This is a genomic window from Bradyrhizobium sp. (assembly GCF_049586575.1).
GTDB lineage: Bacteria > Pseudomonadota > Alphaproteobacteria > Rhizobiales > Xanthobacteraceae > Bradyrhizobium.
The window spans coordinates 1-12,161 of record NZ_JBAVCF010000478.1; the positions used below are offsets into that span (position 1 = coordinate 1).

At 62.1% G+C, this 12,161-nt stretch carries 13 protein-coding genes; 5 read left to right on the forward strand and 8 right to left on the reverse strand.

Features of this window, described 5'->3' with window-relative positions:
- The coding region (locus WB528_RS18415; protein WP_423889826.1) for a hypothetical protein at positions 1 to 604 on the reverse strand (604 nt) is incomplete at its 3' end.
- Positions 605 to 767: 163 nt separating this feature from the next.
- Positions 768 to 1,199 carry a hypothetical protein gene (locus tag WB528_RS18420; RefSeq protein WP_423889827.1) on the reverse strand — a complete coding sequence of 144 codons (432 nt, stop codon included), beginning with the start codon at positions 1,197 to 1,199 and terminating at the stop codon, positions 768 to 770.
- 142 nt (positions 1,200 to 1,341) lie between these two features.
- Between WB528_RS18420 and WB528_RS18425 the strand changes: the two genes are divergently transcribed.
- From WB528_RS18425 to WB528_RS18435, 3 genes are all read left to right on the forward strand, one after another.
- Positions 1,342 to 1,608, forward strand: coding sequence for a hypothetical protein (locus tag WB528_RS18425; protein ID WP_423889828.1), 267 nt, complete (start codon positions 1,342 to 1,344; stop codon positions 1,606 to 1,608).
- Positions 1,609 to 1,867: 259 nt separating this feature from the next.
- The gene (locus tag WB528_RS18430) at positions 1,868 to 5,317 is read left to right on the forward strand and encodes a bifunctional diguanylate cyclase/phosphodiesterase (RefSeq protein ID WP_423889829.1); all 3,450 of its coding nucleotides are present in this window, start codon (positions 1,868 to 1,870) and stop codon (positions 5,315 to 5,317) included.
- A gap of 97 nt (positions 5,318 to 5,414) precedes the next feature.
- Positions 5,415 to 5,669 carry a hypothetical protein gene (locus tag WB528_RS18435; RefSeq protein ID WP_423889830.1) on the forward strand — a complete coding sequence of 85 codons (255 nt, stop codon included), beginning with the start codon at positions 5,415 to 5,417 and terminating at the stop codon, positions 5,667 to 5,669.
- A gap of 19 nt (positions 5,670 to 5,688) precedes the next feature.
- Here the strand turns inward: WB528_RS18435 and WB528_RS18440 are convergent, their stop codons facing one another.
- Entirely contained in the window at positions 5,689 to 5,967 is a 279-nt protein-coding gene (locus WB528_RS18440) for a hypothetical protein (protein WP_423889831.1), read from the reverse strand.
- A 139-nt stretch (positions 5,968 to 6,106) separates the two neighbouring features.
- A complete protein-coding gene (locus tag WB528_RS18445; protein ID WP_423889832.1) occupies positions 6,107 to 7,036 on the reverse strand; it encodes a LysR family transcriptional regulator in 930 nt (309 codons plus the stop codon).
- Positions 7,037 to 7,135: 99 nt separating this feature from the next.
- On the opposite strand from WB528_RS18445, the gene WB528_RS18450 reads away from it, so the two are divergent.
- Positions 7,136 to 8,137, forward strand: a complete 1,002-nt coding sequence (locus tag WB528_RS18450) for a zinc-binding dehydrogenase (RefSeq protein ID WP_423889833.1) — start codon at positions 7,136 to 7,138, stop codon at positions 8,135 to 8,137.
- A gap of 336 nt (positions 8,138 to 8,473) precedes the next feature.
- A complete protein-coding gene (locus tag WB528_RS18455; RefSeq protein ID WP_423889834.1) occupies positions 8,474 to 8,863 on the forward strand; it encodes an SPW repeat protein in 390 nt (129 codons plus the stop codon).
- Positions 8,864 to 8,974: 111 nt separating this feature from the next.
- Here WB528_RS18455 and WB528_RS18460 read toward each other — a convergent pair whose 3' ends face one another.
- The 4 genes from WB528_RS18460 to WB528_RS18475 all read right to left on the reverse strand — a co-directional run bounded on the left by WB528_RS18460 (position 8,975) and on the right by WB528_RS18475 (position 12,112).
- A complete protein-coding gene (locus WB528_RS18460; RefSeq protein WP_423889838.1) occupies positions 8,975 to 9,130 on the reverse strand; it encodes a Flp family type IVb pilin in 156 nt (51 codons plus the stop codon).
- A 742-nt stretch (positions 9,131 to 9,872) separates the two neighbouring features.
- Positions 9,873 to 10,691, reverse strand: coding sequence for an RMD1 family protein (locus WB528_RS18465; RefSeq protein WP_423889835.1), 819 nt, complete (start codon positions 10,689 to 10,691; stop codon positions 9,873 to 9,875).
- 223 nt (positions 10,692 to 10,914) lie between these two features.
- Complete coding sequence (locus WB528_RS18470) at positions 10,915 to 11,208, reverse strand: hypothetical protein (protein WP_423889836.1); 294 nt, start codon at positions 11,206 to 11,208, stop codon at positions 10,915 to 10,917.
- A 331-nt stretch (positions 11,209 to 11,539) separates the two neighbouring features.
- Positions 11,540 to 12,112, reverse strand: coding sequence for a hypothetical protein (locus WB528_RS18475; RefSeq protein WP_423889837.1), 573 nt, complete (start codon positions 12,110 to 12,112; stop codon positions 11,540 to 11,542).
- Positions 12,113 to 12,161 lie beyond the last annotated feature (49 nt).

Consider the following 12,161-nt stretch of genomic DNA (forward strand, 5'->3'; position numbering starts at 1 on the left):
AACTCTTCGTCTTCGACGAGGCGAAAGCGTCCTTCACCGCGCTCGAGAGTCTCGACAGCGTACATAACAGCGCGTCTTCGGCGCACCGTCGCGCCTTCTCCCGCTGCTCGGCCACGCGGCGCGGAACCGGCAGCGGCACACTGCCTGGCACCAACTCCAAAGGCGGACCGGCGGGAGCCGACGCGCTCTCGATATCGGCGCGCAGCATATCGTTCTGCTGCTTGGCCAGCGCCGCCGAAATCGCTTCCCGCCGTTGCGCCTCGAGATAGCCGATATATTCGCGATCGATGGCTTTGCGCTCTTCCGCTGTCGGATTGGGACCCGCGATGTCGAATTTCCGGTCCTGCATGAAATCGTAATAGGTATAGCCGCCCTCGGGTTTGCGCCGTCCGGCAAACCGCGCGCCGCACCCGGTCAACGCCCCGTTGGCTTCATCGCCCGGCGAGATTTGCGCTTGCACCCGTTCGATACAATCTTCGTAATCGCGGGCGAGTTCCGGCGACGGCGATCCGCCAAATTCCAGCCACACAATGGCGAACGCAATTACCGCAGCGGCGGCAATCGCGAGCGGCCATGCAGGCACGCCGTTCCCGAAATGAAGCATTCCCCCAACTTCCCCGGATACCGTCGATCTGAAGTCGCCAACACCGCATGTGGCGAGTTCTTCCAAGGCTTCAGATCGATCAGTGGTACTAAATCCCGTCATTGGCTACCCGCCCAGCCACGAGCTCGTCAAGCAATGTTAGAATCAGACCTCTGATGGGTCACTACGCGGCTCGAATACGGATTTTTGCGGGCAAGATCAGGTTCATGTTGCAGCACGGCCACAACCGCTCGTTATTTCCGGCGAGCATTTTCTCGCCATTTTTGCGCTGACATCGCCGTAGAAAATGACGACCGTCAGTTACACAAGGTTCGGTCATGCCGGTCACGAAAACAATTGCAACGCTTGCTTCGGTCGCTGCCGCCGCTTGCGGCCTTTTCGCATTCTCCTGGGTTGGCCTGGCGCTGCTCGGGTTCTGAGCGCTGCATCGACCGGTATCATTGGAGGCTCGTGCCGGCGCAGCATGCGTGCGAGAGCGTTGCTGATGCTGCTCATGATCGGGGCTTCGAGCGCCGAAATATAACGGGGCGTAGCCGGCTGCCATCACCGCATCATCTGTGCGTGCGAAAACCTTGGCAGCCGCAATTTGATACAAACCGGATCGGCGAATACGCGATCGCACCGGTGCACCGCACAACGATGTCGCGGCTCTCGTTCAAGTTTTAGCGAAGGCTCGAACCCGCCCTTAAGCCCGGCTGTGCAAACTGTGTCGCGACATTTCCAGGAGGGGCGCATTCATGATCGACGACAAAGTCAGAGTCAAATGCACGAAGTGCTCGCAAGTCTTCCGCGAGCGCGCACAACGCCTGCGTCCGGGCTTTCAGACCAATTGCCAACATTGCAACCGCCTGATCACTTTCGACATGACGGTCGATGACCGCAATGTCCGCAAGGCGCTGATCAGCGCCAAGGAGCTGCGCGCGGTGATCGAGGCGAGCCGCAAGGCCGCCGCCGTTGCCCAGGAAAACGCCCCCGTCCCGGTCATGGATCGCAGCCAGTACTAGAATGCCGCGATGACGACGACGACTGCTGAGACCCATCCCGGCGGCTAGTGAAGCGGATTTCAGATTCGCTCACCATTGGACGCAGGCACGCCATGCGAATGTTGGAAGATCTGCGTGGTAAATTTCTGGTTGCGGTAGCCAAAGATTCTAGCACTGTTAACTACACCCAGCAGAGAAATCCCCGCGTAACCAAGGTTTAAACCGCCAGGAGCGATAAAACACGCTCGTGTTGCGCATCTTTCCGTGGGGCAATCAAGAAATGATCTGGCGCGGTAAATGGCTGGCCTGGCTGCGGGCTTTACTGCATTCGGCTGCTATTGCAGGCATCGTGCTGATTGCCGCGAGCTGGTTCGTCGCGGCCTACATTTCCTCCGTCGAGCGCGAGAAGGCGATCGACGGAGCGTTGAAGCAATCCGACAGCCTGGTGCGGCTGTTCGAGCACAACACCATCGACACCATCACCCGCTTCGACCGTACGCTGCTTCTGTTGCGCAAGAGCTACGAGGACGATCCCGCCTATTTCGATCTGCGCAAATGGGCCGGCCAGACCGCGCTGATCAGCGAGGAGGCGTTCCAGCTCTCAATGATCAACTCCGAAGGCTTCCAGGTCGCGACGACGCTGAACTACAACGGTCCGCATCTGTACGTCGGCGACCGTCCGCACACCTATAAGCAACTTCACGCCACCAACGACGAACTGGTCATCAGCGAGCCCGTGATGGGCCGAACCTCGAAGCGGCTATCGATCCAGATGTTGCGCCGGCTGCGCTACCCCGACGACAGCACGGCCGGCCTGATCCTGCTCTCGGTCGATCCGAATTTCATCGAGCGCTTCTACCGGGCCGTCGACCTCGGCGCGAGCGGCAGCCTCGCGATCCGCAACCAGGACAACGTCATCCTGGCGGCACAGGGATTCAAGGGCGATGTCATCGGCCGCAAGATCCCCCGGGGCAAGCCGCTTAAGGGAAATCCGAATGCGACGTCAGGTCACTATTGGGGCGCCGGCGCCATGGACGGCGTCACCCGACTGATCGCCTACCGCGTCTCGGACAAATACCCGCTGATCTTCAATGTCGGCCTGTCCGAGGACAGCATCCTCAGCGAATACAAACAGCACCGCGCTGCCTATGTCGTCATCGCCTCGATCGTAACGCTTCTGGTCCTGATCGGCATCGGCTTTGCCATCCGCTACCAGATCACGCTCGACCGCAGCCAGCAGGCCCTGCGGCAGCTCAACGAGGAGATCTCGCGGCAGAACGTCCGCTTCGATGCGGCGCTGACCAACATGTCGAGCGGCCTTGCGATGTTCGACGCCGAAGGCCGGCTGACGGTGTGGAACGAACGCTACGAGGCGCTCTATCAGATGCCGCCCGAACTCGCCCGGCAGGGCACGAGCATCCACGATATAATCAAGTTTTCCGGCGAGAATCGCGAACTCGGTCTCGATGTGCCCTCTTTCGTCGACAAATTCCGCGATGAACTGCGCGAGACCGACAAGAGCCAGGCCACCACTCACCTCAAGGACGGCCGGATCATTTCCATCGTCAAGACCGCAATTGCGGATGGCGGCTGGGTCGGCATCCACGAGGACGTCACCGCCCAGCGCGCGCAAGCCAGGCTTGTCGAGGAGAAGGCCGCCGAACTCGAACTGATCAATGCGCGTTTCCACGCGGCTCTTCGCCATATGTCGCAAGGCGTTTGCCTGTACGATCCCGAGCAGCGCATCGTGATCGCCAATGCTCGTTATGCGGAAATCTACCGCCTGCGGGAAGACCAGGTGAAACCGGGCACGACCGCGCGGGAGATCCTGCAGGCGCGCATCGAGAACGGCACTCATTTCACGACCGATCTTGACCTCTACGTCACCGTCAACGTCAAGCAGGCGACCGAAATCCAGGAATTGGCCGACGGACGCGTCGTCGAGATCAAGCGTCAGCCGATGGCCAATGGCGGCTGGCTGACCACGCATGAGGACGTCACCGCGGAAAAACGCAGCGAGAAGCTGCTCACCGAAAAGGCCGCCGAGCTCGAGGTGATGAATACGCGCTTCTCGACCGCGCTCTCCAACATGGCGCAGGGACTGTGCATGTTCGACGGCGAGAAGCGATTGACCGTCTGGAACGAACGCTTCGCGCAGCTTTACGGCCTGCCGGCCGATCTGGTTCGGCCCGGAATGTTTTTCTCCGAGATCGCCACCCACCTCGTCGCGCGCGGTTTGATCAAGTCCATCGACGCCCCGAAGGTGACAGCGAGGGTAGCCAAGCTCGTCGCACTTCCGCCCGACGCTTCCCGGATCGATGAGTTGCCGGACGGGCGATCCATTCTCTTGACGCGGCAGCCGATGGAAGGCGGCGGCTGGGTTGCGCTGATCGAGGACATCACCGAGCGGCGGCGCGCGGAAGCCGAGATCGTTCATCTCGCGCGGCACGACGCGCTGACGGGACTGGCCAACCGCGCCGAATTCAACAGACGGCTCGAGGAAGCCAGCAAGCGGCTGAAGCGCAACGGCGGCGGCATCGCCGTGATGATGATCGACCTCGACAGGTTCAAGGCCGTCAACGACACGCACGGCCATCTGGCCGGCGACCATTTGCTGGCCGAGGTCGCTCGCCGCCTGCAATCGACGGTGCGCGACACCGACGTGCTGGCGCGGCTCGGCGGCGACGAATTCGCGATCATCCAGGAAGGCGGCCCCAACCAGCGCGAAGGCGCGGTGACGCTCGCGCTGCGCATCATCGAGGCCATGACCCGGCCGTTCGATGTCAACGGACATGAGGCCAGCGTCGGCGCCTCGATCGGCATCGCGATGGCGCCGGAACACGGCGTCGAGCCGGGCGAGCTGCTCAAGCGCGCCGACCTTGCGCTCTATAACGTCAAGTCCGCCGGCCGGAACGACTTCCGCCTGTTCCATGACGAAATGCTCGAGGTCGTCAACACCCAGCGATCGGCCGAGCGCGAGTTGCGCGAGGCGATCGCGCTGGGCCAGTTCGAGCTGCATTACCAGCCGGTGGTGGACATCAAGACCCGGGAGCTCATCGGCGTCGAAACGCTGGTCCGCTGGCGGCACCCGGTCAAGGGCATGATCGCGCCGGACAACTTCATTCCGCTCGCCGAATCCAGCGGCCTGATCGGGCCGCTCGGCGAATGGATCCTCGAGAAGGCCTGCGCGGATGCCGCCAACTGGCCCGCGGACGTCAAGGTCGCCGTCAACATATCGGCGATCCAGTTCAAGCGGGGCAACCTGTTCGAGCTGATCCTGGCCGCGCTAGTGAAGACCGGCTTGCCGCCCGAACGTCTGGAGCTCGAGATCACCGAGACATCGCTGCTCGAAAACCAGGAAGCGCATCTGACCACGATCCGGCAGCTGAAGAATCTCGGCCTGTCGATTGCGCTCGACGATTTCGGCACCGGCTTCTCGTCGATCAACTATCTGACCGTCTTCCCGTTCGACAAGATCAAGATCGACAAGTCCTTCACCAAGGGCATCCTCAGCCGCCACGATTGCAAGGCGGTGGTCGCCTCCTCGCTCGCGCTCGCCAAGGGCCTCGGCATCCTCACGACGGTCGAAGGGATCGAGACCGAAGAACAGCTCGACTACATGCGCGCCGCCGGCGTCGAGCTGGCGCAAGGCTATCTGTTCGGCAAACCGGTGCCGATTTCCGAATTCGGCCGCGCCAACGCGCCGATGCTGACGGCGCTCGTGGCCTGAAGCGCGGTCACTTCCCTACCCGTCATAGCGCCACGACGACTTTCGCCAGCCTAAATCGACGGCTACTTTAGCTCCGCGAATCCAAAAGGAGGGGGAGATGCCATCCGACGATTCCAGATACTGGTTTCCCGCGAAGCGATACGGCTGGGGCTGGGGCCTTCCGGCCACCTGGGAGGGCTGGGCCGTCCTGATGGGCTTTTTCGCCCTGGTTATCGCCGGGGTCTTCCTCGTGCCGCCGCAACGGTCGATGATCGTATTCGCGGCCTATATCATCGCGCTGACGGTGGTCCTGACCGCGATTTGCTGGTTGAAGGGCGAACCGCCGAGATGGCGCTGGGGCGACGATCGCTGATCGAGGCACGGTTGCGCCCTCAATTCAGCGGCAGCCAGACGATCTCGCAGGCCATGTTGCAGGTGTTGCAGTGCGCCGGCTGGGCAAAAGTGTTGGCCAGCTCCCACTCCTGATTTTCGTTGCTCCATTGCACGGTCGCCTGCGAGACGATGTCGTCCGAACGGCAATGTCCGCAGACCGGCGTCGATCGCATCGACCACGCGGCAGGCCGCGGCGTTGCCTGCGTGCGCTCCTGCCTGACGTCTTGTGCGTGGTCCGGTTTCGAAGAAAACGGATTGAACAGCAGAGGATGTGTCATTTCCTTAAGATTCCCGCCCCGGTATCTGCCCCACATGCGAATTTAGCGCGCCCGCGGCGCTTGTCTGCAACGGAGTTGGAAAACCGCTTCAATTGCTGTGGACTGTGATCGGACGGCCACGCCTTCGACTCCATCCGCCTCACCGGGTGCGGAGAAAAGCGGTCAATTCCGTCGCCAGGTGATCGAATAGCAGCCGGACGCGGCCGGTTGAGCGCATGTCCTCGTGCATCACGACCCAGACATCGAGTTCGAAGCGAATCATTCTCGTCAGCACCGGCACCAATTCCGGATAGCGGCGCGCAATGCCGTACTGGCAGCCGCCGATCCCGACGCCGGATTTGAGCGCGGAAAATTGCGCCAGATCGCTGTCGCTGCGAAAGCCGAACATCTCCCGCCTGATCGGTTGCGGCATCGTCCCTAAGCTGCGGAACGGCTGCGGGTCACGGTCGAAGCCGATCAAGCAATGGGTTTTGAGGTCCGCAACGGTCTTCGGCAGGCCGTATTGCTCGACATAACGGGGATGAGCGAACAGGCCGACGGGACTTTTCCCGATACGCCGCGCCACCAGCGACTTCTGACGCGGCCGCACCATGCGCACGGCGATATCCGCCTCGCGCCGCAGCAAGTCCTCGTTGCGGTTGGTGAGCGCAAGTTCCAGCGTGATGCCGGGATGGGCGTTGCGAAAGCGCGCCAGGATCGGCGGCAACACCTCGCATCCGACCATTTCGCTAGCGGTGAGGCGCACCGTGCCGCGATCGGCGCTCGCCCCGCCGGAAGCCGTGCGCTGCAACGCGGCAGATGCAGCCGCCATCGCTTCCGCATGGCCGACGAGTTCCAGGGCGGCCGGCGTCGCCTTCAGGCCCTGCGGCGAGCGCGAGAACAGCGACAGGTGGAGTGAAGCTTCCAGCGCGTCGACGTGACGCCCGACCGTCGGCTGGGTCAGATCGAGCTTGCGCGCCGCGCCCGACAGGCTGCCGTCGCGGACGACCTCGAGGAAGGTCCGGTAAAGCTCCCAGCCGGGTTCGGTTTTGGTCTTCCCGGCCTTCGTGGACGTCCCGGCGCTGCTCATACAAAAATGAATAACATAGATAGAGATTAGCGCAATTTCCTTTATGGCTCCCGACCCGCATATTTCGCTCATGAAACCTATCCGAGAAGGAGACACGTCATGACGACGACCTATCGCGCTGGTGTCATCACCCGCCCCGGCGGCCCCGAAGTGCTGGAGATCAGGGATTTGCCGCTACAGGCGCCGGGACGAGGCGAATTGCGCGTGCGCGTGCGCGCCTGCGGCATCGGCGCCACCGACCTGATCATGCTCGCGGGGAAATACCGCTTCGCGCCAAAGCTGCCCATCGTCGGCGGCTATGAAATCGCGGGCGTGGTCGACGCGATCGGGCGCGATGTAACCGGCTTTCGCATCGGCCAGCGCGTCGCCGCGCTGACGGTTCACGGCGGCTTTGCCGAATACCTCGTGCGCGAGGCCCGGCATTTCGTCGCCATTCCGGACGGTGTCTCCGACATCGAGGCCGCCGCCGTGATCCTCAACTATGTCAGTGCTTGGCAGATGATCCATCGCGTCGCCAAGGTCGAGCCAGGCGCGCGGGCGCTCGTTACCGGTGCTGCCGGCGGCGTCGGGACGGCGTTGCTGCAACTCCTGGGTCTCGCCGGCGTCACCACCTACGGCACGGCCTCCTCGCCCAAGCATGCGCTCGTCACCAAACTTGGCGCGCTCCCGATCGATTATCACGACGGCCCGATCGATCGTCTCGTTCGTTCGCGCGAACCCAATGGCGTGGACGTCGCCTTCGATGCGCTCGGCGGCAAGAGCATCAGCCGATGCCTGAGTGCTGTGCGGCGCGGCGGCCTCGTCGTCGGTTACGGCTTCATGACGGCCACTAGCCGACTGGCGCAGGCGCGCATGTTCTTCGACACGTTTGTCACCTCACGCCTGCGCCGCCGCCGCGGCGCTTTCTACGGCATCTCGCTTCTATACCGGAGAGATCCGCGGCCGTTCCTCGAAGACCTGCCGAAGATCTTTGCGCTCTTGGCCGAGCGGCGGATCGAGCCGGTCATCGCCGAGGTCATTCCACTGGCGCGCGCCAGAAGCGCGCTCGAACTTCTCGCGACCGGCACTGTGGCGGGGAAGATCGTGCTCACCTGTGCCTGACGTGCGTCACCGCGCGTTGAACTTAGAACGGCACGAGGTGTCGATGCCGCCGGCTCATTCTAAAGTCTAGCCGCGGCGCTCCTGCTCTTTCCGGAACAGAGCGAGCAGACGCTGCGTTTTCTTGGACGGGAGCGGCTCGGCCGCGATCACGCGGGAGCCGGATCTCTCAAGGGGAGCAATCCACATGCGAAAGTCGCACGCCAGCGCCGCTCATTTGAAGTTCCTGCAACACAAGCGGCACATTCTGTCCAGGAACTTCAAATGGAAAGCCGCACTGGAATCAAAAAATCTGCTGGTGTCCATAGCGTTCCGAAGTTTGCGAAAGGTGGTGCTGTGATGTTGCACAAACTTCGGAAAGTGGACGCCAGGTCTGTCCTGGATATCTACAATCTGTTGCTGGCGGCGGTCCTGTTCGGAGCGCCCTGGTTTTTCGTGCATGCGAGCCGCACGGCCGATCTCGACCTGCGCCTCTCCAGCGCCGCGATCATCATTCTTTCGCTCGCCGCCATCATTGCCTTCTCCGCCTGGGAGGAATGGATCAATCTGGCGCTGGGCCTCTGGCTCGTCGCCTCACCCTGGCTTCTCGGCTTTGCCCATACCCGGGCGATGCATTTCAGCATCGGCATCGGCGTCGCCATTGCCTTTCTTGCGGCCCTTGAATTGTGGTTGCGCTACGAGGCCGCCGAACGGGAAGCGATATCATCTGCGGAAACGCAGAAGCGCTGAGTGTCGCTTCGCTCGTTCCGGCCTCTGCCGGCGCGAAGAACCCCGCCGGAGCAATCCGGCGGGGTTCATCAAACTGTACAAGACCGGTCCGTCCTGGGACGCAGCGATCGGTTATTTCAACGACGTGTTGATCGAAGTGAAGTTGGTGTTCAGCGTGGAGCCAAGGCCGTTGACCGCCGCGATAATGGCAAGCGAGATGCCGGCCGCGATCAGACCATATTCAATCGCGGTCGCCCCCGATTGATCCGCCCAGAACTTCTGAAAAATGTTCCGCAAGTCCGCCTCCGTATGAGCAAATGGATCATCGCCCGCCGGTATTTCCTGGCCCGGCCTGCGTACCCTGTATATCTACGGACCGACTCTAAGTTCCAATTAAAGGAGCGAGGCACAATTTTAACGAAAGCTGTGTTTCACGCGTGCACTCGCGCCGCCTGTGAATTGTCATGCCGTAACAAATGCCGGGAAACACTCGAGAAATTAGCAGGAGCCCGCGCGACCCGGCCGCAGAGGGCGGCGATCGCACGGTTTCGAACCCGCGACTTGGTCTCGGAAAATGGTTACTCGCTCGCTAATTGCGCGGGCGGGGAATGAAACAGGCCGGCGCCCGACACCTGCGACGCGATCAAAAAGGCCGCAACCACGGCCGGCACGCTGATAAGTCTCAGGAATTGATCAACGGAAAGCATGCTCGTCGTCCCCCATTCGCATTAGACCCCCATCCGCCAGACGCGCCCACGCCAGACGAATGTCAGAACCGAGCCGCCACAGTTTGATCCTGGGTCGTCAGAATCTGATCGGAGATTACCGCTCCGGAGATCGTCAGCAGCGCCAGGATCGCTATGACCGTGATGGTTTGCATATCGTTAACGTCGTGTCAGATTGTGGCCGAAAACGTCAGAGCTTGGTCCCTTTTCGGGACAATGGCGGGAAACAATCGTGGCCGGGGGAAGTACGGCCGCCAGAGCGGCCTATGCCTCTCCCCATGAGAGAGGTGAATTCTCGCGAGCCCTCAGTGGCTGCCGCGTGCGGCGAAGATCTGCGAGATGCCAATCACGATTTCGAACGCGATCAGCAGTACGACGATGATTTCCAGCCGCAGCGAGCGGCGGGTGTCGATGATATCGGCGAGCGTATCGGCCGTCTCCGCCACCACCTCCAACTTGCGGTTGAGCGTTTCGACCCGCGAGCTCAACTCGTATTCGTCCTCCAGCCGCGCATAAAGCCGCTCCAGGTCAGGACGGTCCCACAGCGCATCGGGCTTGTCCGCAATCGCGACGCGGCCGGAGACGTTGTGCTGCACCAATAGCGCCCCACCGATCAGCTTCAGGATGCCGCGCCGGTCGCGGAAGAGTTTTCCCGAGGCCGCGAGTTCCCGCACAAAGGGCTCGATGGTCTCGAACACTTTCGCAACCTCGCGCTCGTCATGGGCAAGCACCACGCTCTTGGCCAGCGCATCCGAGACCACCAGCAGCCGTGCGATCGACATCTCGCGCACCTGAATCGGCCCGCCGGCGGCCACCTGGTCTTCCGTCTCGCCCAGCAGCTCGACCGTGGCGGCTTCTTCTTCCGGCGGGAGCAGGCGGCCGCCGATCCGTGGACTCAGCCGTTCGAGAAAGGCGGTCTCTTCCTCCGCGCTCATATTGAAGAAAACCACCACGCCATAGCGAAACAGCACGGCGATGCCATCCTGCCCCACCCGCAACGCCAGCGGCACCGCCGACAGCGCGTCCTTCTCGAAACCGGACGTGTTGATCCGATCGCCCAGATTGAGCGCGCGCGCGGTGACGCGGGTGAGCGGTGGCTGGCTACGGAAGGCGGAATTTTTCATTTGGAGATATGCCACTCGAACAAGCCTGGTGGTCCGATTCTAGCATTCGTATCCCTGCTCAGCGGGCGCTTTTGCGAATGTCGGGAATCAAGGGACCACTGGCAAATATATGTTTCTAGCGGAGTTTCGGATTTGACATTCGCTTTGCGAACTCGGGGCTGGCGGGGCAGCGAATGTCAAATCCACGCCACTAGCCTAGCAGCATCGGCGCCCAGCCGCGACGCTACCCACGCGGCAAAAGGCGCAACTCCACCAGCGCGATGCGTTCGAGCACGGCGACGTCCCGCTCGCCGCGGCCTGCCGCGTCCAGAATCGATTCTGCGAGACAATGGACCTGGGTGGCGGAGACCGGTTCCGGCAGGCTGTTGATCGAAGCCTCCAGCGCCGCCGACATGATCTCGATCACTTCGGGACTAAACACCACAGCCGACATCCGAAACGTTCCATCATCGTCGCCGTCGGGCGCCAGAGGGAACGCCTCCCCCTGCGCAAAAACCACCGTAGGAATTCCTGACACCAATCCGCCTCGCCCGATTCGAAAGCCTCAACCAAATAAGCCGCGCGCCAGCGTTGGAGTTCCTTGGCACGCGGTTTGGTTACTGCGGAACACAGCGATCCGTTCCGATCGTCCTGAGACCAGTCCACTTTAGTCCCAAGACTGTGTTGCGAGCGCCACAGCGGCGCGATGTCACGCAAAGCCTTGTATTTTCGACTCCATTCCTTCATGGGCTGCGGATATGATGACCGTCATCCGGGGCTGGACGAATTTCATTCCCGAACCCCTTATTTCTACCCGGCGGGCCGCTGGCGTTTGCCAGCGGCCTTTTCGTTTGCCCGGAGACTTCAGCTCACGAAGTTCGGCCTTTGCGGGCGATTTGTGCGGTTGCAAAGCCGTAGATCAAGGCGAGCCGATCGAGGCATTCGCGAAAGCGCTTGGAGAAATAATCCTTCCAGCGCTGGCCGCGCAGCCCGCGCCGCTGGCCGATCTGTTCCGCGGTCATCCCGAGCACCAGCACCTCGTGCACCAGCATCACGCCGTCGGCGCCGAGTTCGTGTTCCACGCGATTGAGCCGCAGCACCGCGCGGCGCTGCCGCTCGGTGATCGGTTCGCGCGCCTGCCCGCCGTCGACATATTCGCGGGTCGGATCGACCGCGCGTGGCCCGCGCTCGGCCTTTTCCCAATCGTCCTGAAACGCGCGGCCGCCGCGATACTGCGCCTCGTCGATCTGATGGTGGCTGTGCAGTCGGGCCAGCGGATCGTTTCGGATCGAACGCAGCGCGACGATCTTCTCGCCGGGCTCAAGGCCCAGGGGATTGTCGATCTCAACAGTGGCGACTTCGGCATTCAACGGCAGATCCTGCGCCCGGCGGTCGTGAGCCTGGCTTGCCTTGCGAACCTTGTGGCGTCTGGCGCGGGTCATGGTCGAAAAACTCCTTCTTGCAGACATCGATGGTGGTCAAACGTGAAGG

What these genes read in the sequence shown, in the direction of transcription:
- WB528_RS18425 (WP_423889828.1), top strand. Translation starts at nt 1,342, where the DNA reads ATGATCGACGACAAAGTCAGAGTCAAATGCACGAAGTGCTCGCAAGTC.
- WB528_RS18430 (WP_423889829.1), top strand. Translation starts at nt 1,868, where the DNA reads ATGATCTGGCGCGGTAAATGGCTGGCCTGGCTGCGGGCTTTACTGCAT.
- WB528_RS18435 (WP_423889830.1), top strand. Translation starts at nt 5,415, where the DNA reads ATGCCATCCGACGATTCCAGATACTGGTTTCCCGCGAAGCGATACGGC.
- WB528_RS18440 (WP_423889831.1), bottom strand. Translation starts at nt 5,967, where the DNA reads ATGACACATCCTCTGCTGTTCAATCCGTTTTCTTCGAAACCGGACCAC.
- WB528_RS18445 (WP_423889832.1), bottom strand. Translation starts at nt 7,036, where the DNA reads ATGAGCAGCGCCGGGACGTCCACGAAGGCCGGGAAGACCAAAACCGAA.
- WB528_RS18450 (WP_423889833.1), top strand. Translation starts at nt 7,136, where the DNA reads ATGACGACGACCTATCGCGCTGGTGTCATCACCCGCCCCGGCGGCCCC.
- WB528_RS18455 (WP_423889834.1), top strand. Translation starts at nt 8,474, where the DNA reads ATGTTGCACAAACTTCGGAAAGTGGACGCCAGGTCTGTCCTGGATATC.
- WB528_RS18465 (WP_423889835.1), bottom strand. Translation starts at nt 10,691, where the DNA reads ATGAAAAATTCCGCCTTCCGTAGCCAGCCACCGCTCACCCGCGTCACC.
- WB528_RS18475 (WP_423889837.1), bottom strand. Translation starts at nt 12,112, where the DNA reads ATGACCCGCGCCAGACGCCACAAGGTTCGCAAGGCAAGCCAGGCTCAC.